Annotated in this window: 17 protein-coding genes; 12 read left to right on the forward strand and 5 right to left on the reverse strand. The window is 66.2% G+C overall.

The features are described from left to right. The first annotated feature begins 25 nt into the window (after positions 1-25). The 3 genes from ABQY64_RS16840 (at position 26) to ABQY64_RS16850 (ending at position 2,718) form a co-directional block, all read left to right on the forward strand. On the forward strand, positions 26-1,297 hold the full coding sequence (locus ABQY64_RS16840) for a pyridoxal phosphate-dependent aminotransferase (RefSeq protein ID WP_024938954.1): 1,272 nt from the start codon (positions 26-28) through the stop codon (positions 1,295-1,297). Beyond that, positions 1,297-1,974 (forward strand): SGNH/GDSL hydrolase family protein, encoded by a 678-nt coding sequence (locus ABQY64_RS16845; protein ID WP_184231386.1) that lies wholly within the window; start codon positions 1,297-1,299, stop codon positions 1,972-1,974. Before ABQY64_RS16840 ends, ABQY64_RS16845 begins: the two co-directional genes overlap by 1 nt. Before the next feature lie 72 nt (positions 1,975-2,046). Further along, positions 2,047-2,718 (forward strand): methyltransferase, encoded by a 672-nt coding sequence (locus tag ABQY64_RS16850; RefSeq protein WP_104600022.1) that lies wholly within the window; start codon positions 2,047-2,049, stop codon positions 2,716-2,718. A gap of 595 nt (positions 2,719-3,313) precedes the next feature. Here the strand turns inward: ABQY64_RS16850 and ABQY64_RS16855 are convergent. Together ABQY64_RS16855 and ABQY64_RS16860 are read right to left on the reverse strand one after the other, a co-directional pair. Next, positions 3,314-5,503 carry a TonB-dependent siderophore receptor gene (locus ABQY64_RS16855; protein WP_349779446.1) on the reverse strand — a complete coding sequence of 730 codons (2,190 nt, stop codon included), beginning with the start codon at positions 5,501-5,503 and terminating at the stop codon, positions 3,314-3,316. A 290-nt stretch (positions 5,504-5,793) separates the two neighbouring features. Further along, positions 5,794-6,585 (reverse strand): polysaccharide deacetylase family protein, encoded by a 792-nt coding sequence (locus tag ABQY64_RS16860; RefSeq protein WP_349779445.1) that lies wholly within the window; start codon positions 6,583-6,585, stop codon positions 5,794-5,796. A gap of 45 nt (positions 6,586-6,630) precedes the next feature. Here ABQY64_RS16860 and grxD point away from each other — a divergent pair, with 45 nt between their 5' ends. Both grxD and ABQY64_RS16870 read left to right on the forward strand, forming a co-directional pair. After that, a complete protein-coding gene (gene grxD / locus ABQY64_RS16865) occupies positions 6,631-7,557 on the forward strand; it encodes a Grx4 family monothiol glutaredoxin (protein ID WP_024938949.1) in 927 nt (308 codons plus the stop codon). A 165-nt stretch (positions 7,558-7,722) separates the two neighbouring features. Continuing rightward, on the forward strand, positions 7,723-8,592 hold the full coding sequence (locus tag ABQY64_RS16870) for a hypothetical protein (RefSeq protein WP_349779444.1): 870 nt from the start codon (positions 7,723-7,725) through the stop codon (positions 8,590-8,592). Positions 8,593-8,880: 288 nt separating this feature from the next. Here the strand turns inward: ABQY64_RS16870 and ABQY64_RS16875 are convergent, their stop codons facing one another. Then, positions 8,881-9,441, reverse strand: coding sequence for a DUF924 family protein (locus ABQY64_RS16875; RefSeq protein WP_349779443.1), 561 nt, complete (start codon positions 9,439-9,441; stop codon positions 8,881-8,883). A gap of 140 nt (positions 9,442-9,581) precedes the next feature. Here ABQY64_RS16875 and ABQY64_RS16880 point away from each other — a divergent pair, with 140 nt between their 5' ends. The 6 genes from ABQY64_RS16880 (at position 9,582) to ABQY64_RS16905 (ending at position 15,694) form a co-directional block, all read left to right on the forward strand. Then, positions 9,582-10,982, forward strand: a complete 1,401-nt coding sequence (locus tag ABQY64_RS16880; RefSeq protein WP_039519021.1) for an amidohydrolase — start codon at positions 9,582-9,584, stop codon at positions 10,980-10,982. After that, positions 10,979-12,259, forward strand: coding sequence for an amidohydrolase family protein (locus ABQY64_RS16885; RefSeq protein WP_349779442.1), 1,281 nt, complete (start codon positions 10,979-10,981; stop codon positions 12,257-12,259). Before ABQY64_RS16880 ends, ABQY64_RS16885 begins: the two co-directional genes overlap by 4 nt. A gap of 139 nt (positions 12,260-12,398) precedes the next feature. After that, on the forward strand, positions 12,399-12,965 hold the full coding sequence (locus ABQY64_RS16890; protein WP_349779441.1) for a hypothetical protein: 567 nt from the start codon (positions 12,399-12,401) through the stop codon (positions 12,963-12,965). Next, entirely contained in the window at positions 12,962-13,378 is a 417-nt protein-coding gene (locus ABQY64_RS16895; protein WP_349779440.1) for a DUF2809 domain-containing protein, read from the forward strand. Before ABQY64_RS16890 ends, ABQY64_RS16895 begins: the two co-directional genes overlap by 4 nt. A 141-nt stretch (positions 13,379-13,519) precedes the next feature. Continuing rightward, positions 13,520-13,846, forward strand: coding sequence for a hypothetical protein (locus ABQY64_RS16900; protein ID WP_349779539.1), 327 nt, complete (start codon positions 13,520-13,522; stop codon positions 13,844-13,846). A gap of 246 nt (positions 13,847-14,092) precedes the next feature. Next, entirely contained in the window at positions 14,093-15,694 is a 1,602-nt protein-coding gene (locus ABQY64_RS16905; protein ID WP_349779439.1) for a rhamnogalacturonan lyase B N-terminal domain-containing protein, read from the forward strand. A gap of 291 nt (positions 15,695-15,985) precedes the next feature. On the opposite strand, the gene ABQY64_RS16910 is transcribed toward ABQY64_RS16905, so the two are convergent. Both ABQY64_RS16910 and ABQY64_RS16915 read right to left on the reverse strand, forming a co-directional pair. Next, positions 15,986-16,738 (reverse strand): cellulase, encoded by a 753-nt coding sequence (locus tag ABQY64_RS16910; RefSeq protein ID WP_349779538.1) that lies wholly within the window; start codon positions 16,736-16,738, stop codon positions 15,986-15,988. A gap of 424 nt (positions 16,739-17,162) precedes the next feature. Then, positions 17,163-17,978: a cellulase gene (locus ABQY64_RS16915; RefSeq protein ID WP_104646321.1), complete on the reverse strand. Its 816-nt coding sequence runs from the start codon at positions 17,976-17,978 to the stop codon at positions 17,163-17,165. A gap of 480 nt (positions 17,979-18,458) precedes the next feature. On the opposite strand from ABQY64_RS16915, the gene ABQY64_RS16920 reads away from it, so the two are divergent. Continuing rightward, on the forward strand, positions 18,459-19,403 hold the full coding sequence (locus ABQY64_RS16920; RefSeq protein ID WP_349779438.1) for a DegV family protein: 945 nt from the start codon (positions 18,459-18,461) through the stop codon (positions 19,401-19,403). Positions 19,404-19,643 lie beyond the last annotated feature (240 nt).

Here is a 19,643-nt window from a genome sequence, read left to right on the forward strand (position 1 = left end):
CTCACGCCTACAACCGGCCCGTCGCATGTCCACTGCCCCGCAAAAGCCGCTCGCCATCCGCGAGCGTCTGTCCGAAGTCCGCTACGAAATCCGGGGCGAGCTGGCGCGACGAGCGCGGGAACTGGAGGCGCAGGGCCGCAAGCTGATCAAGCTCAATATCGGTAATCCAGGCGCGTTCGGGTTCCGTGCGCCGGAGCACCTGCAGCGCGCAATCGCCGACGACATGGGCCGCACCGATCCCTACACCCATCAGCAAGGCCTGCCGGAAGCGCGCGAGGCGATCGCCACCGCGTATGCGCGGCGCCAGCACCCGGATGCGCATCCGGACCGCATCTTCGTCGGCAACGGCGTCAGCGAGCTGATCGACCTGTCGCTGCGTGCGCTGCTCAATCCCGGTGACGAAGTGCTGGTGCCCTCGCCCGACTATCCGCTGTGGTCGGCCGCCACCATCCTCAACGATGGCCGGCCGGTGTATTACCGCTGCGCACCGGAAAACGGCTTCCAGCCGGACCCGGTGGAAATCGAAACGCTGGTGTCTTCGCGCACCCGCGCCATCGTGCTGATCAATCCGAACAATCCCAGCGGTGCCAGCTATTCGCGCGAACTGCTGGAACGCATCGTGGCCATCGCCAGCAAGCACAACCTGCTGCTGATGGTCGATGAGATCTACGACCAGGTGCTCTACGACGACGCCGCCTTCGTGCCGGTGGCGCCGCTGGCCGGTGCGCATCCTTGCATCACCTTCGGCGGCCTGAGCAAGGTGCACCGCGCCTGCGGCTGGCGCGTAGGCTGGGCGCTGCTGTCGGGCGAGCAGTCGCGCATCAACGACCTGCGCAACGCGATGGACCTGCTCGGCGCCTTGCGCCTGTGCGCCAACGTGCCGGGCCAGTACGCCATCGACGCGGCAGTCAACGGGCCGGACACCATCTCGGCGCTGTGCGCGCCGGGTGGCCGTCTGTACGAAACCCGCCGCGCGGTGATTGAGGCCTGCGCGGCCAGCGAGCACCTGTCGCTGGTAGCGCCGGCCGGTGCGCTGTACGCGTTCCCGGCGGTGGTCGGCCCGGCCGCGCGCAACTTCGACGATCACGAATTCGCGCTCGATCTGATGAACGAGGAAGGCGTGCTGGTGGTACCGGGTTCCAGCTTCAACGTGCCCTACCGCCACCACTTCCGCGTGACCCTGATGCCGGAAGCGCCGGTGATGCGCGATGTGTTCGCACGCATCGACCGTGCGCTGGCGCGCCGCGCCGAGGCGGTCACCAAGGTCGTGCCGCTCAAGTCGCGCAGCGTGGCGTGATGGCGGCGGCCGGCACGCCGCTGCGCTATCTGGCGCTCGGCGATTCCTACACCATCGGCGAAGGCGTTGCCCCAGAGCAGCGCTGGCCGGCGCAACTGGTTGACGGTTTGCGTGCCTACGGCTGGAACGTGGCGCCGCCGCAGATCATCGCCACCACCGGCTGGACCACCGACGAGCTGCAGGCCGGTCTCGATGCCGCTGCGCCGCAGGGGCCTTTCGAGCTGGTGAGCCTGCTGATCGGCGTCAACAATCAATACCGTGGGCGCTCGCTGGACGCGTACCGCAGCCAGTTCGATGCGTTATTGCAGCGCGCAATCGGGTTCGCCGGCGGGCTTGCGGCACGCGTGTTCGTGCTATCGATTCCGGATTGGGGGTTGACCCCGTTTGCGCATGCGCAGGGCGGCGATGCGGCACTGATCGGCGCACAGATCGATGCCTTCAACAACGTGGCCGCCGAACGCTGCGCCGCGCGCTCGGTGCGCTTTGTCGACATCACCGCCACCAGCCGCGATGGCGGCGACGCTGCCGACATGCTGGTCGACGATGGCCTGCATCCCTCCGGCGCCATGTATGCGCGCTGGACCGCACTGGCACTGCCAGCGGCGCGCGATGCGATAGCGGCTGCCAACGCGATCGGGATAGACCACGCAACGCGTGGGCAGCCCCAATCGCGTTAGCAGGCCCCAAGCCAGCCGCGCACCAAGCCTCATTGCCAAGGAACGACATTGCACAGCACCGCCACCCAACCCATGAGCCGCGCGCAGGCGCTGGCGATCGCGCGCGCGTTTTTGCCGCCGCATCCGCTGGGCAATCGCTACGACTATTACTACACCCAGGCCAAGCTGCGCACCGACCCGCTGTATCCGGGCGTGCTGGCCGAGTTGCGCAGCACCACCGCGCCCGTGCTGGATCTGGGCTGCGGGCTGGGCCTGCTCGCGCACGCATTGCGTGCGGATGGCCAGGCATTGGCGTATCACGGGGTGGATGTGGACGCGTCCAAGATCCGCCGCGCGCAACACATCGCGCAGCGCTCGGCATTGGGCAATACTCAGTTTGCGGTAGTCGATCTGAGCGTGGCCTGGCCGCAACACCGCGGCAGCGTGACCATTCTGGACGTGCTGCAGTATCTGCAGGCCGACATGCAGGCCAGCCTACTGCGCAGCGTGGCGCAGATGCTCACGCCGGGCGCGAAACTGGTGATCCGCAGCGCATTGGGCGATGCCAGCAGCCGTGGCCGCACCAGCCGCGCGACCGACGTGCTGGCGCATCTGAGCGGCTGGATGCAGCGCATGCCGCGCAGCTATCCCACCCGCGACAGTCTGCAGGCGCAGCTGGATGCCGCCGGTCTGCGTGCGACGTTTGCGCCGTTGTATGGCAACACGCCCTTCAACAACTGGTTGATCGTGGCCGAGCCGCGCTGAGGCCGTGCACAACGTGCCTGGCTCGATTCAGAACGAGTGACAAAACGTAACGCGCGGTCGCCGGACGGATGTGGATGACACGCAGAAACCGGGGTGGACGCGTAGCACATGCCGCAACGGGCACCGGCCGCGCAGCCGTTTTGACAGCTTCTGTTGACGTCATGCAGATGATCCCGGGCCACGTTTTCAAGGGGTGGTGCGCCACGCCCCAGAGAATCCGCTGGTTGCCTTGTTGAAAACCATGCACACCGACCATCTGGACGGGTCCTTGCCCGCCCACCGTCGCGGGACCTTACGCGGCCTGGATGCCGCGTAAGCGCCTACATGGACGTACTTGCGGCGTGTCCCGCGACGGTAGGCGGGCAAGGGCCCTGCAGCGAAGTCGCAGAGCAGCCGCTCTACACCTGATCCATCCGCGCTGACCAATCACTTCGAGACAACCAAGTGATCGAGTCGCCGCGCCGTTTGGATGCAGGCAAAGGCCTGGTTTGCCAAGTGCGCGGCGCCCTTGCCGCTAGCGGGACACGCCGCGAATCCGTGCCTGAAGGCTCAGTGGCGGCATCCTTGCCGCCAAAGCCTGTCGTCTGGAGCAAGCTCAGAACTTCCAGGACAGCGTCAGCTCCACATCGCGTGGGTCGCCGTAGATCAACTGGCTTTGATAGACGATGTTGGCGTAGTACTTGCGGTCGAACAGGTTGCGCACGTTGAGCTGCGCAGACCATGCCTTGTTGATGTCGTAGCGTGCCATCGCGTTGGCCAACACCACGCTGCCCTGGGTCAGCCGCTGCGTTGTGCCCTGTGGCCCGGACATCAATTCGTGGATGGCCGACTGCCAGCTCAGGCCACCACCCACGCGCCATGGGCCGGTCTGCCAGCTGGTGAACAGGGTGGCCTCGCGACGCGGGCTGGTCGGGTTGACGTCGACACCGCTGGCATCGTTGGCATCGAACTGGGCAAAGCCGAACGCGATCCGCCACTGCTCGGAGAGCTGCCCGTCGAGCTGAAATTCCACCCCCTGGCTGACCGTGCCCTTCGCCGCCAGGAAGGCCTGATTGGTGGTGCCGGGCACGAACTGTCCGGGGTCGTTGACCGCCAGGTTGTCCTGCTCGATACGGAACAACGCCAGCGCCGCGTTGAGCTGGCCGCCGAGGTATTCGCCCTTGGCGCCGACCTCGTAGCTGTTGCCTTCCAGCGGGGCGAGATAGCGCCCGCTGCGGTCGCGATTGTTTTGCGGCTTGAAGATGCCGGTGTAGCTGGCGTAGAGCGAATGGTGGTCGTCCACGTCCAGGATCAGGCCGGCGTACGGCGTGGTGCGGCCGCGACGCTCGTAGGTATTGGCCGGCACCAATTGATCGGTGTTCTTCCAGTCGGTGACGCGTGCGCCGACGATGGCCGTGAGCGCGTCGGTAAGGCTGAAACGGCCGGCAGCGTAGGCGGCCACCTGGCGTACGTCGCGCTCTTCGCCCTTCACCAGCGGCGTCCATTGCGGCTGCGCCATGGTGCCGGTCCAGGCATAGACGCTTTCGGCCGTCAGCACCTGCGACGGCTGCGGCCCGTTGGACCAGCTGCGCACGTTGCGGTTCATCCAGGTGGCACCGGCGACCAGTTCGTGGTTGCGGCCCCACCAGGTCAGCGGCACGCTGAGGTAGGCATCCAGGCTGTTTTGCGCCGTGAGTGCGGGATAGCGCCCGCCAAAATTGGTGGCAAGGCCCAGGCCGGTCTGGCGGTCCGGGTAATCGAAGTAGCCGAACAGCACCGACTTCCAATCGGCTTCGAACCGCTGATGCGAATATTCCACGTGCAGCTGCGCACCGTTGTCGAAGCGATGGGTCAGGCCGGCAAACGCATTGGTGGTGTCGGCCACGCCGCGCGCCCAGCGCGGCGTGAACGAATCCGAGCGTGCAAAATCGGTGCGGCTGCCGTCGCTGAAGTACGCCGGCACCCCGCCCCAGGTGGTGCCGCGGCCGTCGTTGCGCTGCTTGTTGATGCCGATGTAGCCGCGGGTGGCATCGCTGAAATCCGCATCGACGATGCCGTAGAACAGCGACGATTGCTTGCTGTAGTAATCGCGGAAGGACTGCTTGTCCTCGTAGCTGGCAACCACCCGCCCACGCACGTTGCCGGCGGCGTTCAAGGGCGATTGCAGGTCGACGGTGCCGCGATAGCGGTCCCAACGCCCTGCCGACAGATCGACCCGACCGGTGAACACATCGCTGTCGGCATGCTTGCGCACCAGGTCGATCGATGCGGCCGGGCTGCCCGCGCCGGTGGTCAGGCCATTGGCGCCGCGGATGATTTCCACCCGGTCGTAGATCGCCATGTTCTGCTGCACATCGCCGGTGTAGTCGGTGGGAATGCCGTCGATGCGGTAGTAGTCCACTTCGAAGCCGCGCGCGTTGATGTAGGTGCGCTCGGTGTCCCAGGTCGGCGAGTTGAAGCCGGCCACGGTGTCGGTGACGTCCTGCAGCGATTGCAGGTTACGGTCGACGATCTGCTGGCGTGTCACCACCACCACCGACTGCGGCGTCTCGCGCAGCGACAGCTCCAGCTTGGTCGAACTGCGCGCGACATCGGCGGTGTAGGAGTCGCGGCCTTCGGTCGCGGCGCCGCGGTGTGCCTCGATCTGAAGGCGGTCCAGATCGACCGGGTCACGCGTGCTCGACTGCGCCGCAGCCGCCAACGGCCATGCGCAGGCCAGCGCCAGCAGGGAGTACGCCAGCGGGAGCTGCGGCGAACGGAGATCCGCACACGGGAGCGCGCGCGCAGGGACGATGCGATGGGACATGGGGTCAGCCTCAGGAGCGAATATGGCCGTCGATGACGGCTATTGAGGCTGGCGTCGGCAGCGCCACCGGAAGGCGCGCACCGTTTGCTGGCTGGGGGCGCATGTTCGATCCGCGTTAAATCGCTGTCAATACATGCGCGGGTCGATGCCGGGGCTCAGGGGCGCCAGCTCCGGGCAATCCGGCGAACAAGAAAGATCGCGTCGCACCGAAGCATGCCTGCCGACAGTGACGATGGATCCGGCAACACACGCTCTGCTTCCACGCCATCGGCCACGCCTTGCGCAGGACCTCAGAGCGGACGCCGTCCCGCCAGGCCGCGTGCGTGCATCGCCTCCAGCACGCCGCGCAGGATGGTGAGGTTGTGGCCGTGTGCGGCGCCTTCGTGCAGCAGCACGATGGCGCCGGGGCGCAGGTCGCGCACGATGCGGGCCACGGTGGCCTCCGGCTCGCAACGCACCCCGTCGAAACCGCGCGCGCTCCAGGCCACGCGGGTCAGCCCGTGCGCACGCAGCGGCGAGGCGACGAAGGGATTGGTCATGCCCACCACCGAGCGGTATAGCCGCGGCGCCTGCCCGGTGATGGTGGCCAGCACGCGCTGTGCCTGGCCGATTTCCTGCGCCATGCGGTACGGGCCAAGCGCCCAGAACCAGGCCTGCGGATGGGTATGGCTGTGGTTGCCGATGCCATGCCCGCGGCGCACGATCTCGCGCACCAGTTCAGGCCGTTGCTCGGCGCGTGCGCCGACCACGAAGAACGTGGCCTTGGCATCGAAGGCGTCCAGCAGATCCAATATCGCCGGGGTGTCGTCGGAGGGACCATCGTCGATGGTCAGCCACACCTGCGGGGCGCCGCCCGGCAGGCGCGCCAGCACCGGCGCGTACAGGCGCGCGCGCGGCAGGAACACCGGCACCACGAACAAGGCGTGCGACACCAGCAACGCCGGCACGCCCCAGGCCCAGCCCAGATGCCACCACAGCAGCGCCACCGCCGCCTGCGACAGGGCCAGCAGGCCCACCCAGCGGTACGGGTGCGAGGGGATGCGATACAGCGTTTGAAGCGTGGTCATGCCGCATGATGCCATGCGGCGTAGAATGCCCGGACTCCACGATCTGACCGAAGTGCTGCCATGTCCCTCGATCCCGCCCTGCGTTCCCGCATCGATACGCTGCTGCAATCCAGCCGTGTGGTGCTCTTCATGAAAGGCCAGCCCGGCATGCCGCAGTGCGGTTTTTCGGCCAAGGCGGTCGGCGTGCTGGACGGTCTGGGCATCGACTATGCCCACGTCAACGTGCTGGCCGACCAGGAGATCCGCGAAGGCATCAAGGCCTACGGCGACTGGCCGACCATTCCGCAGCTGTATGTGGACGGCGAGCTGATCGGCGGCAGCGACATCATCCTGCAAATGGCCGACAGCGGCGAGTTGAGCAGCATGCTGGGCCTGCAGGCGCCAGACCGGACCCCGCCCAAGATCACCATCACCCCGGCCGCGGTCGAGATGCTCAAGGGCGCGCTGGCCGATGCGCCCGATGCCTCGCTGACGCTGGCCATCGATGCCAACTTCCAGCCGAACTTCCAGCTGGCGCCGACCAACCCGAACGCCATCGCGGCCGAATCCAACGGCCTGCGCGTGCAGTTCGACCTGGCCAGCGCCCGCCGCGCCGACGGCATCACCATCGACTGGGTGGACGACATCCGCGGCCGTGGCCTGGCCATCGACAACCCCAACGCGCCCAAGCCGGTGCAGGAGCTGTCGGTGCGCGATGCCGACGACCGCATCAAGGCCGGTACGCTGACCCTGGTGGACGTGCGCCCGGCCGACGAGCGTGCCCTGGCCAGCGTTGCCGCGCCGTTCCGTACGCTGGACGCGCACGAGCGCGCCGCCATCGAGCAGTTGCCCAAGGACACCCCGCTGGCGTTCCTGTGCCATCGCGGCGGGCGCAGCCTGCAGGCGGCCGAGCATTTCCGCGGCCTGGGTTTCAGCAACGTCTACAACGTCACCGGCGGCATCGACGCCTGGTCGGACGAGGTGGACAACGGCGTGGCCAAGTACTGAGCAAGCCAGACGGCACAGCCGGCGGCGGGAATCCGCATCCGGCGATGGCCCGCCGCAACCGCCGGCCAGGTTTTTAGCCGCGTTTGCTACAGTGCACACCCCGAACGGGCGCTCCACCGAGCGTCCGTTTTTTCATGGATCGACACGCACAAGGACGTCGCTGCAATGCACACCCGCCTGCTCTCTCTCGCACTGGCCGCGCTGTTGCCGCTGGCCGCACAGGCCGCCGAACCGGCACGCGCAGTCATGCTGGTACAGACCTACGACAACCAGCCAAGCGAAGACCCGCTGGAATACATTCCGGTGTGGCTGGGCAGCGGCGTAGCGAAGGAGTCCAGCATGCCCAGGTCGCTGCTGAGCCAGCCGCTGCAGGTCTTCAATGCGGGCGTGTCCAGCGGCACCGTGCGGCTTGCGTCGCTGAGCGTCGACGACAACAGCATGTGCGGCGGCACGGCAAAACTGCGCTTGAAGGGCACTGGCACGCTGTCCAATTCGCCGCTGTTATCGACGGTGGACGTCAATCCCGGCAAGCGCTTTGCCAGCCGTAACGCCACCGCTGCCGAACAGGCCGAGCTGTTGCGCCAGGCCGGCGCGACCGCGCAGCTGCGCAACAGCGTCAAGCCGGCAGCGCTAGCCCAGGCGTTGACAGCATTCCCTGCCGATCGTGCACAGGGTCTGGCGGCGCTGCAGATCGTGACCGACACCCGGCAGCCGCAGCGACGCGTGGCCGTGCTGACCTCCCATCACCCGACCAGGACCGGCAACCCGGACAACCCGACCGGCGTCCTGGCCGTGCTTGCGATCTTCGAACATGACGGCAGCCGCTGGCAGTTCCGCAAGGGCAGCGCGGCCAGCGGCTGCGACGATTGCGAAGACCTGCCACTGCGCACGCATCTGCTGCAGTTCGGCGATATCGACGGCAACGGCACGCTCGACTTCGTGCTGTCGGAAAGCGGCTACGAGAGCTACGGCTTCTACCTGCTGCTCGGCGAAGGCACCAACTGGCGGTCGGAAGGCTTGATGGGCGGCTGTTGATCGATCGCAGCGCGATGGCCGATGCCCGCAGCTGCCGGCGTCGCATTGCGGCCCGCACAGGGTACGCAAGCGCGCGGCTCGCCGCCGCGCAAGTCATTCGCATCGACGGTGCGAGGCTATTGGTGTGATTGCACCGCTGCACGATGTCGATCAACGCGCGACAGCGCGCGTATGTGCGCCATCAACCGATCGCGTCGATCGCCCACTCGCTCCGCGTGGCCATATGCAATGTGCAGCGCGGAAAAGCCACAGCTACGTGCAACCGCGGCAGGCCAATCGTCGCCTCCCTCAGCCGGCAAATCCGCCGTCATCGAGAAACTGCTGCTCTTCGGCGGTGGTCTCGCGCCCCAGTACCGCATTGCGATGCGGGAAGCGTCCGAAGCGCTGGATGATCCGCTGGTGCTCCACTGCCCAGCGCGTGGTTTCTGCATCGTCCAGCGCGGTGATCAGCTGCACCGAGCGCGCCTGCTCCTGCAGATCTTCGGCATGCTCGAACGGCAGATAGAAAAACAGCCGCAACTGCGCGGAGACCTGCTGATCGAAGCCGCTGGCGATTGCCTGCCTGGCGCAGGACAGCGCCAGGCCGTCGGTGGCATAGGCATGCGCACTGCCGCGGAACGCGTTGCGCGGAAACTGGTCGAGCAGGATCAGCAAGGCCAGCGCATCTTCGGCTCGCTCCATCCAGTGCGCATACTCGCCACGCGCTGCTGCAAAGTGCTGCTCGCTGAAATGCTGGCGGAAGTTGGCATCAAACGCATCGTTGTGCGTGAACCAGCGGGCCGAGCCGGCCAGCTCCCAGAAAGCCAGCACCACATCGGCCTGTTTGTTGCGCTCTGACTTGACGATCATCGACGTATTCCCTGACGAATACCGCACAGCATGCACTGGCGCATGTGATGAGCCCGCCGCCACCGACGGTGCAGCACTTGGCAAGCACGCCGCCGGCCGCTAGGTTTGCGGCTGACGTTTTCGTTGCACCGGGGAAATCCATGCGTTCCATCCTGTTCGCCGCGCTCGGCGCGGCCGTGCTGTGCGGTCCTGTGTCTGCGGCATCGCGTTTCGTGCAAGACCCCTATCCCAGCACCTACCGTGCGCTCGCGTCCGCTCCGGTATTGATCCAGCACGCCACCGTGCTCACCGGCACCGGCCAGCGGCTGGACGATGCCGACGTGCTGCTGCGCGACGGCAAGGTGGCCGCGGTCGGGCGCGGGCTGGAGGCGCCGGCCGATGTGCGCCGCATCGACGGCACCGGCAAGTGGGTGACCCCCGGCATCATCGACGTGCACTCGCATCTGGGCGTGTATCCCAGCCCCGGCGTCAGCGCGCACAGCGATGGCAACGAGATGACCGCCCCGGTGACGCCGAACGTGTGGGCCGAGCATTCGATCTGGCCGCAGGATCCCGGCTTCGGCACCGCCCTGGCCGGCGGCGTCACCTCGCTGCAGGTACTGCCCGGCTCGGCCAATCTGATTGGCGGGCGCGGCGTCACCCTCAAGAATGTCGCCTCCACCACCTACCAGGGCATGAAGTTTCCCGGTGCCCCCTGGGGCCTGAAGATGGCCTGCGGCGAGAACCCCAAGCGCGTGTATGGCCAGAAGGGTGGCCCCGGCACGCGCATGGGCAACGTGGCCGGCTACCGTGCCGCCTTCATCGATGCGGCCGAGTACCTGCAGAAGAATGCGCCGAAGAAAAAGACCGCGAAAAAGCGCCATTGGTGGAGCAGCGGCGGCGACAACGACAGCAGCGGCGATGCCGGCGGCAAGCGCGATCTCAAGCTCGACACGCTGGCCGGCGCGATCAACGGCGACATCCGCGTGCATATCCACTGCTACCGCGCCGACGAGATGGCGACCATGCTCGACCTGTCCAAGGAGTTCGGCTTCCACATCGCCGCCTTCCATCACGGCGTGGAGGCCTACAAGCTGGCTGACCGGCTGGCGCAGGAGAACGTCTGCGGCGCGCTGTGGGCCGACTGGTGGGGCTTCAAGATGGAAGCCTTCGATGGCATCCAGGAAAACATCGCGCTGGTCGACAGGCCGGCCAACAGCTGCGCCATCGTGCATTCGGATTCGGAAGAAGGCATCCAGCGCCTGAATCAGGAAGCGGCCAAGGTGCTCGCCAACGCGCGCCGCAGCGGAATGGAGATTCCGCCCGAGCGTGCGATCCGCTGGCTCACCAGCAATGCCGCCAAGGCGCTTGGCATCGAGCAGCAGACCGGCGCACTGGAGCCGGGCAAGATGGGCGACATGGTGGTGTGGAACGGCAATCCCTTCAGCTCCTACGCGCTGGCCGAACAGGTCTATATCGACGGCGCGCAGGTCTACGACCGCCACGATCGCCGCCTGCAGCCGGTGTCGGACTTCATGCTCGGCCAGGAGGTGGCGCGATGAGCCGCACAACTGGAATGCGCCCGCGTCTGCGTGCGATCTCCGCGGTGGTCCTGGCGGTGCTTGCATTGCCCGCATTCGGCCAGCAGGTGCTGATCCGTGGCGCAACCGTGCATACCGCCACCGCGCAAGGCACGCTGCGCAATACCGATGTGCTGGTGCAGGGCGGCGTGATCCGCGCGATCGGCAGCAATCTGGCCGTGCCGGCCGATGGCCGCGTGGTCGAGGCCAGGGGCCGCCCGCTGACGCCGGCCCTGTTCGGCGGCATCACCGAGATCGGCATCGAAGAAGTCTCCGGCGAAGACAGCACCGTGGACAGCGGCGTCAAGCTCAGCGACCAGCCGATGCGTCCGGAATTCGACGTCACCCTGGCCTACAACCCCGATTCGGTGCTGGTGCCGGTGGCGCGCGTGGAAGGCATCGGCTTCACCGCGCTGGGCGCGACCACCAGCGGTGCCTTCATCGCCGGGCAAGGCGGCGTGGTGCGGCTGGATGGCAGCCCGGACCCGCTCGGCCCGCATGCCCTGTTCATCCGCATCGGTGCGGCGGCCTCCGATCTCACCGGCAGCTCACGCGCCGCGCAATGGATGCTGCTCGACCAGCTGGTGGCCGAAGCGCGCGGACGCGTGCCGGCCGACTCACCGCATGCGCTGCTGACCCCGGTCGGCCGCAGCGTGCTGGCCACGTACCTGGCCGGGCAAGGCCGCATCGTGGTGCAGGTGGAGCGAGCCGCAGACATCCGCCAGTTGCTGCGTTGGGCGCAGCGCGAAAAGGTGCGCATCGCCATTGCCGGCGGCGCCGAGGCTTGGAAGCTCGCGCCGCAACTGTCGCAGGCCAGGGTGCCGGTGCTGGTGGACGCGCTGGCGGACCTGCCGTCCACCTTCGACCAGATCGGTGCCACGCTGGAAAATGCCGCACGGCTACGCGCGGCCGGCGTGGAGGTGAGCTTTGCCCAGAGCGGCGATGCCTCGCATAACGCGCGCAAACAGCGCCAGCTGGCCGGCAATGCGGTGGCCAACGGCTTGCCGTGGGAAGCCGGCCTGGCCGGCCTGACCCGGGTGCCGGCAGAGATCTTCGGCGTGGCCGATCGCATCGGCAGCATTGCGGTCGGCAAGCAGGCCGACCTGGTGCTGTGGGAAGGCGACCCGCTGGATGTCGCCCACTACGCCGAGCAGGTGTGGCTGGGCGGTCGCGACATGCCGATGCGCTCACGCCAGACCGAGCTGCGCGAGCGTTACATGCAACCGGCCGGCGCGCTGCCGCGGGCCTATCTGAAGTGATCGGGAGCGGCGTGCGGTTGCGCGCGCCGCCGTTGCGATACCGCCACATTGCGACAGCTGCCGGCGCCGCGTGCGCTGGCACACTGCATGCCTTGCTCGCCGGCACCGTGCCGGTGGCGTCGTCTGCAAAGGACTGCCCATGCGCTTGTTATGCATTCTGATCGCATCGCTGGTGCTGCTTCCACTCGCTGCCTTCGCCCAGTCGGGCTGGGTCGATCGGCAAGGCCGGTCGGTTCCCGCCTTGCCCAGCCGCAACACCGTGCAGGACTTTGGCGCCAGCCTCCTGGTGACCTCCGATGCGGACTGGGAGCAAAAATGGACTACGCCCAGCGATACCGTGCCGCACTTCAAGGCGGTCGATCATGTCGGCACCGGCGAGGCGTTGTTCGTGCTCACGTTTCTGTCCAACCCCGGCCTGGACGAGCACCGCCATGCCGATGTGGTGTGCAGCATCCGGGTGACCGACCCTACCGGGCATGTGGCGCAGGACACGGTCGATACGCCGTGCCTGCAGGGCGAGATCAAGGGCGATCCACGCAATGTCTATCTGGCGCAGGCGACCTTGCAGGTGATTGCCGAAGCCAGCGATCCGCCCGGCCGCTGGCAGGTGCAGGTCACGGTCAAGGACCGCCGGCGCGGCGTCAGCATTCCGCTGACCGGCGCGTTCACGCTCGGGCGCCAACGCACCCGCGTGCCAGCGCAATGACCCGCATGGCGTTGGGCGTGCGCTGCGTCTACCTGCTGATCGCGCTCGCCGTGTTTGTCATCGAAGTGGCGATCGGCGCTGGCAGACTTGGCGGGCCGTGGGTCCGCGGCAGCCTGGGCGATGTGCTGGCGGTGATCCTGGTGTATTGCGGACTGCGCGGTGTGCTTGCGCTGCCGCCACGCTGGGCGTGCGTGCTGGCGGTGGCAATCGGGTGCCTGATCGAAGGGCTGCAGGCGCTGCATCTGGCCGACCGGCTCGGACTGCGCCCGGGCAGCGCGGCCTACATCGCGCTTGGCAATACCGCCACCGTGCACGATCTGCTGATGTATCTGGTCGGCGGTGGCGTGGCGTACATCGGCGATGTGGCGTCGTGCCGCATCACTGCGTCTTCCCGGCGGCAAACGCCGCATTGATGCATTCCTTCAGGCCTACCGCATGTTTTCCGTCTCCTCATTGGCACTGATCGACAGCGTTGGCGTCCTGTTTCGGCAGCAGCAACGGCGTGCCTGCGCCGCCACTGCGTCACCGTGACCTCGCTGTTCCAGGGAGGCGGCTTGCGCTCGATCGATCGCGTCGTGCTGCGCCAGGCGCCGGCCAACCTGATACGCGGGCTGGAAGCGGTCGGCGGGCGGCTGATCCTGACCGCCGATGCGCTGCACTTCCAGCCGCATCCCTACAACATACAGACCCGGTCGCTGACCGTGCACCTGAGCCAGATTGCAGCAATGCAACCACGCTGGACGCGCCTGTTCGGCCTGCTGCCGGTGGCGCCGACATCGCTGGCGGTGCAGCTGCACGACGGCGGCGAGCACCGTTTCGTGATCGGCAAACGCGAACAGTGGATGGCCGCCATCGCCTCGGCGCGCGACGCCCTGGGCTGACGCTGCCCGACAAGCGCGGCCGCACTGATGCGTAAGGGCGCATGCCCGGCTGGCGCACCGCAATGCCCTGGCGTCGTCCCGCATGCCTGCGCATCGCAGAGAGAGCGTGAACTGCGCTGCGTTTCAGCACTGCATTTTGTACGCGGTGCACGCTCTGCAAGTCCGGCCATCGCCGTCGTTGTCCAGCCCGCCTAGCATCGCGCGTCGGCACCATAGCGACGCCCCTACTTCGGCATGGAGATCGATATGCCCCGCACTATCCTGCGCATCCTGGCGTGCACATTGTTCCTGTACGGCAGCGTCAGCGCGCCGGCCATCGCCGCATTTGGCGTCACCCGCAGCGGCGACCGTGTGGTTGTCGATACCGGCGCCGAGCTGGTGTTTGCGGTCAACGCCGGCAACGGCGACATCGTCTCGATGCGTTATCGCGACAACGAGCTGCAGACCACCGAGTCCAAGGGCTCGCAGATCGCCTCCGGCCTGGGCAGCGCCAGTGTGGAGGCGCGCGTGGTGGGCGCCACGATCGTGGTCTCGGCCAAGGCCGGCGACCTGACCCAGTACTACATCGCACGCAAGGGCCGCAACGCGATCTACATGGCCACCTATGCACCGACGTTGCTGCCAATCGGCGAGCTGCGCTTTGTCACCCGCTTGAACGTTGCCAAGCTGCCCAATGCGCAGCAGGAGCCGGACTCCAATGTCGGCAGCCCGGTGGAAGGCGAAGACGTGTTCCTGCTGCCGGACGGACGTACCAGTTCCAAGTTCTATTCGGCGCGCCGCATGATGGACGACCAGGTGCACGGGGTCAGCGGTTCGGGCGTGGCGGTGTTCATGCTGATGGGCAACCGCGAACGCAGTTCCGGCGGGCCGTTCTTCAAGGATATCGCCACCCAGAAAACCCGCGTGACGCATGAGCTCTATAACTACATGTATTCCGATCACACCCAGACCGAGGCATTCCGCGGTGGCCTGCATGGGGTGTACGGGCTGCTGTTCACCGATGGCGGGACGCCTTCCAGCGCGCAACTGGACACCGCCTTCGTCGATGCAACGCTGGGTTTGACCGGTTATCTCGCCAGCGACGGGCGCGGAGCGCTGAGCGGCCGGGTGAGCGGCGTGCTGTCCGGCCAGCCTGCCGTGATCGGCCTGCGCAACGACCAGGCCGAATACTGGGCCACCGCCAACGGCAGCGGCGATTACCAGATTGCCGGCGTGCGCCCGGGACGCTACCGCATGACGCTCTACCAGAACGAACTGGAGGTCGCGCAACGCGATGTGGAGATCCACGCCAACGCGACCACGCAAGCGGCACTGCAAGCTGTTGTGCTGCCGGGAACGCTCAAGTGGCAAATCGGCACGGCCGATGGCACGCCGGCCGGTTTCCGCCATGCGGATCTGCTGCCACGTGCGCATCCATCCGACAAGCGCATGAGCTGGACCCCGGTGACATATTCGGTTGGATCGAGCAGTGCGGGCAGCTTTCCGGCAGTGCAATGGCGCGGCATCAACACCTCGACCCGCATCGACTTCACCCTGGGCTCGAGTGAAGTGCGTGGCTATCGCCTGCGCATCTTCGTGCCACTGACGCAGGTCGGCGCGCGCCCGCAGATCAGCGTCAATGCGCGTTGGAATGGCCCGGTGCCGTCCGCGCCCACGCAACCCAAGACACGCGGCATCACCCGCGGCACATGGCGCGGCAACAACACGCTGTATGAGGTGGACATCCCCGCATCTGCACTGCAATCGGGCAGCAACCGGATCGAGATCGGCATCGCCTCGGGATCGCCGGACAACGGCTTTCTCAGCCCGGCTGTGGTGTTCGACAGTATCCAGCTGGTGGCGCTGTAAGCGCTTTGGCGAGCGGGATGGCCGGACAGAAACAAGGTCGAACACGCATCGCAGAGCCCGTGGCACGTGACGCATTTGATTGGCACGTGCGCAGGGCTGGTGATGGCAGTGCAAGACACACCGATGTCGCATTCGCCGCACGCGGCTGCGTGCGGTGAATGCGATGGCGCATAAGACTCCGGAAATGGCAGGCCCTAACAATGCGTGGTCAATGCACGTCGTCATGCGTAAGCCGTACGCGCTGCTTGGCCTGCCTGACTGCAGTCAGTCGATCGCTGTCGGCAAGCATGCTTACTTGGCGGCAATCGACCCGCTGAGCGACACCGTACCCATGCCGCCGGTGACCTCGAAGCCGCCTTCCACCACCTGCAGATACAGCGTATTGCTGTAGCGGCCATCGCTGGCACGCAGGTCCTGCAACCTGGTCAAGAAGGCCTTGACGTCGACATTGACATTGCCCTTGGCCGGCAAGGCATTGCTGTTGCCGGCCGTGCCATGTGGAATGAAGGTATAGACGTAATAGCCGGCGGCATCGTTGTTGCCTTCCCACAGGTCGTAGGTGACGCCGCCCGAGGTGATGGCATTGGAGGTCGTCAGGGTGCCAAGCGGATACGAATTGTTGGCGCCCCAGATCATCACTTCCAGCTGCGGATTGCCCTTGCTGGTGTCCTTGCGGAAGAACAGGTCGTAGGCGAAATCGCCGGTCTGCCCGCTACCCTTGGTGGTAAATGCCAATGCGCCGCTCAAGCTGGCGATCTTGGATACCTGATGCGGAAAGTAGCTGTCGGTGGCCGGATTCATCGTGTAATGCCAACCGCGGCAGATCGCCGGGTAGCCATACAAGGTGCCACTGGGCAGGTTGTAGCTGACTGTCATGCTCGGCGTGCTGCCCGACCCGAACGTCGCCTGGATATTATTATTTTTGTCGTTGAAATTATTGTTGTACGCGTACTGCGTGCCGTAGACCTTGGTCTGGCCGGTATAGGCACTGGCACTGGCGCTGGCAGCGGCCAGTGCCAAGGCCAGCGCAGCGGCGCGCGGCAACGACAAGCCGCAACGCAGGGACAGCAGCGAACGAAAACCGTCGTGCACTTGCATGGGGTGTACTCCGATGATGGATGGTTGGACACAGGTCCCCACCACGACAGCGCAACACCGCGCAGTGGATGACCGACCCTTGCGCATCCGGCACCACGACACGGGTGCGCGGTATTCCGAATGTCCACGCACTGACGGGGCGCAGATATGGTCATCCATGCGAACCGGTCACCGTGGCCTCATCCAGTACGCGAGGCATGCAATGCATGCACCGCGCACACGCCACCTCATTGACTCTCAAGCGGTCGGCAATCGTCGACGATTATCTTCAAGCCAGCGCAGCAGATGCGGTCACCGGCGTGCGGTGTGCTGCACGCCGGTCTCCAACACCAACTGCTCACCTCAGCCGTGCGGCCGATGGACGCTGTACTTACTGCGCATCCAGCGTCGCGCTCACCTTGGCCCAGCCATTGCCGCGCACCACTTCAAAACCCGCTTCGGCTGCATGCAGATACATGCTGTTGTTGTAGCGCCCATCCTTGGACCGGTTGGTCTGCAACCAGTTGAGGAAGGGCTTGGCGTCCACGTTGAGGCTGCCGCTGGTCTTGAGAGTGGCCTGCCCGGCGGTGCCGGTCGGAATGAAGGTGTAGACGTAATAGCCGGCACCGGAGTTGAAGCCCTCCCACAGGTCGAAGGTGCGCCCGCCCGCGGTGATCACCTTGCTGGCAGTCAGTGTGCCGATCGGCCAGGAGTTGTGGTCGCCCCAGATCATCACTTCCAGCTGCGGGTTGCCCTTGGCGGTATCCCAGCGGAAGAAGATGTCGTAGGCAAAATCGCCTGCGAGATTGGTCCCGCCAGCGCTGTAGGTGAACTTGAGCGGGATCTTGCTCAGCGAGGAAATCTGCCGCGGAAACAGCGTGTCGCTGGTCGGGTTCCAGTCGTAATGCCAGCCGCGCACGATCGCCGGATAGCCATAGAGATTGTAGTCGGCGAAGTTGAAGGTGACGGTCAGCTCGGGCGTGCTGCCGGTGCCGAACGTGCCCTGGATGATGTTGTTGGGATCGTTGAAATTATTGACCCACGCATAGTGGTTGCCGAAGACCTTGTAGGGACCGGCCAGCGCCGCCGGCGCCAGGGCGACCAGACCCACGGCCAGTGCAGCCTTCCACCAGCGCGATGCGCGCCGCCGTGTAGTCGGCGCCTGTGTGCCAGCCTGAGTAGGGGTGCTGGATTGGCTGTTCTGCATGTTGACTCTCTCCGTGTGGGTTCAGCGCGGCGATGCCGGTGCGGCAGCGTCGAGAAGCCGCTTTGCAGCGGTCGCGTTGGACCCTAGCAGCGGCCTTGTGAGGGGAGCTATAGCAATTGCGGCAGGCCTCGCTCGTCATCTGCGATAGCGGGCGCTACCTTGCAGCCGAAGCGTGCGCCGATCCTCAGTTCGCAACGTAAATCGCAGGGCGACAGGATGTACCGGTCATCTGCATGACGGCGGGGTGCGCGCGAATGGTGCAGAGCCACATGGCGGTGGTCTGCGTTTCGGCCACACCTGCGGCTGCTTGCTCCAGGCCCTATTCGGATGCGTCGCGCTTGCCTGGTGGCAGTGCGCCGGGCTCCCCTCGCGCGCTGTTGCGTAGGGGGACCCAGCTTTCGGCCGGCAGCCCTACTCGCCTCCGCTGTTTTGCGATAGCGTTCGCAATTACAGATAACGCAACAGCCGGAGGGGGCGACGATGCGCATCGGAATCGTGGTGGACAGTGCCTGCGATTTGCCGCAGGACTTCATTCAACGCAACAACGTCATCGTATTGCCGATCAGCGTACGCATCGGCGAAGCGGTGCTGGCCGATCACCGCGACGAGGAAGCGACGCTGAGCTTTCTGCAGGCGCATGTGGCCGAGCGTGGGCACGAAGCGGAAACCACGCCGTTCTCTGTCAACCAGATTCGTGACCTGTTCCTGCAGCGGCTGGTCATCGACTACGACCACGTGTTCTGCCTGACCATCTCCAAGCTGCGCAGCCAGATCTTCGACAACGCGATGCAGGCCAGCTTCGCAATCCTCAACGATTACAAGCCGATCCGGCAGGCCGCTGGCCACACCTCGCCGTTCGCGCTGCGCGTGATCGATACGCTCAACCTGTTTGCCGGCCAGGGCATCACTGCAGTGGAAGCGGTACGCCTGCGCGCGCAGGGTCAGGGCGTGGCGGCAATCCGCAGCCGGCTCGAACAGTTGGCCGAACACACCTACGGCTACATGATTCCGCGCGATCTCTACTACCTGCGTGCGCGCGCACGCACCAAGGGCGATCGCAGCGTGGGCCTGATCGGCGCCGCGCTCGGCAGTGCGCTGGACATCAAGCCGGTGCTGCGCGCCTACCGCGGCGTCACCGAGCCGGTGGCCAAGTTGAAAGGCTTCGAGCCGTCGGCCGAAAAGCTGTTCGGCTTCACCGTGCGCAAGGTCCGCGAGGGCTTGATGACACCGACCGTGTGCGTGGGCTACGGCGGCGAATTGTCCGAGCTGCACGCCCTGCCCGGCTACGCCGCCCTGCAAAGCGCCTGTCAGACCCACGACGTGGAATTGTTCGAAAGCGTGATGAGCCTGACCGGTATGGTCAACGTCGGCAAGGGCGCACTGGCCGTGGCATTTGCGGCCGAACCGCATACCTTTTCGGCCTGAAGACAAGGCCGGCGCGCGGCGCCCTCGCCGGCTTCAGGACACGCCGATCTACAGCTGACCTATCCGCGCATCCCGGATCTCCAAAGACGACCACGCACGCCGACCATCTCGACATGTCATGCGCTGCTTGCCCGTGCACACCGACCATCTCGACTGGTCCTTGCCCGCTCACCGTCGCGGGACCTTACCCGGCATGGATGCCGCGTAAGGGCCTACACGGACGTACTTGCGGCGTGTCCT

The organism is Xanthomonas sp. WHRI 7065, assembly GCF_040203115.2.
GTDB lineage: Bacteria > Pseudomonadota > Gammaproteobacteria > Xanthomonadales > Xanthomonadaceae > Xanthomonas > Xanthomonas arboricola.

Excerpts from the sequence above, each read along its gene's own strand:
- ABQY64_RS16840 (WP_024938954.1), top strand. The coding sequence starts at position 26 with ATGTCCACTGCCCCGCAAAAGCCGCTCGCCATCCGCGAGCGTCTGTCC.
- ABQY64_RS16845 (WP_184231386.1), top strand. The coding sequence starts at position 1,297 with ATGGCGGCGGCCGGCACGCCGCTGCGCTATCTGGCGCTCGGCGATTCC.
- ABQY64_RS16850 (WP_104600022.1), top strand. The coding sequence starts at position 2,047 with ATGAGCCGCGCGCAGGCGCTGGCGATCGCGCGCGCGTTTTTGCCGCCG.
- ABQY64_RS16855 (WP_349779446.1), bottom strand. The coding sequence starts at position 5,503 with ATGTCCCATCGCATCGTCCCTGCGCGCGCGCTCCCGTGTGCGGATCTC.
- ABQY64_RS16860 (WP_349779445.1), bottom strand. The coding sequence starts at position 6,585 with ATGGCATCATGCGGCATGACCACGCTTCAAACGCTGTATCGCATCCCC.
- grxD (WP_024938949.1), top strand. The coding sequence starts at position 6,631 with ATGTCCCTCGATCCCGCCCTGCGTTCCCGCATCGATACGCTGCTGCAA.
- ABQY64_RS16870 (WP_349779444.1), top strand. The coding sequence starts at position 7,723 with ATGCACACCCGCCTGCTCTCTCTCGCACTGGCCGCGCTGTTGCCGCTG.
- ABQY64_RS16875 (WP_349779443.1), bottom strand. The coding sequence starts at position 9,441 with ATGATCGTCAAGTCAGAGCGCAACAAACAGGCCGATGTGGTGCTGGCT.
- ABQY64_RS16880 (WP_039519021.1), top strand. The coding sequence starts at position 9,582 with ATGCGTTCCATCCTGTTCGCCGCGCTCGGCGCGGCCGTGCTGTGCGGT.
- ABQY64_RS16885 (WP_349779442.1), top strand. The coding sequence starts at position 10,979 with ATGAGCCGCACAACTGGAATGCGCCCGCGTCTGCGTGCGATCTCCGCG.
- ABQY64_RS16890 (WP_349779441.1), top strand. The coding sequence starts at position 12,399 with ATGCGCTTGTTATGCATTCTGATCGCATCGCTGGTGCTGCTTCCACTC.
- ABQY64_RS16895 (WP_349779440.1), top strand. The coding sequence starts at position 12,962 with ATGACCCGCATGGCGTTGGGCGTGCGCTGCGTCTACCTGCTGATCGCG.
- ABQY64_RS16905 (WP_349779439.1), top strand. The coding sequence starts at position 14,093 with ATGCCCCGCACTATCCTGCGCATCCTGGCGTGCACATTGTTCCTGTAC.
- ABQY64_RS16915 (WP_104646321.1), bottom strand. The coding sequence starts at position 17,978 with ATGCAGAACAGCCAATCCAGCACCCCTACTCAGGCTGGCACACAGGCG.
- ABQY64_RS16920 (WP_349779438.1), top strand. The coding sequence starts at position 18,459 with ATGCGCATCGGAATCGTGGTGGACAGTGCCTGCGATTTGCCGCAGGAC.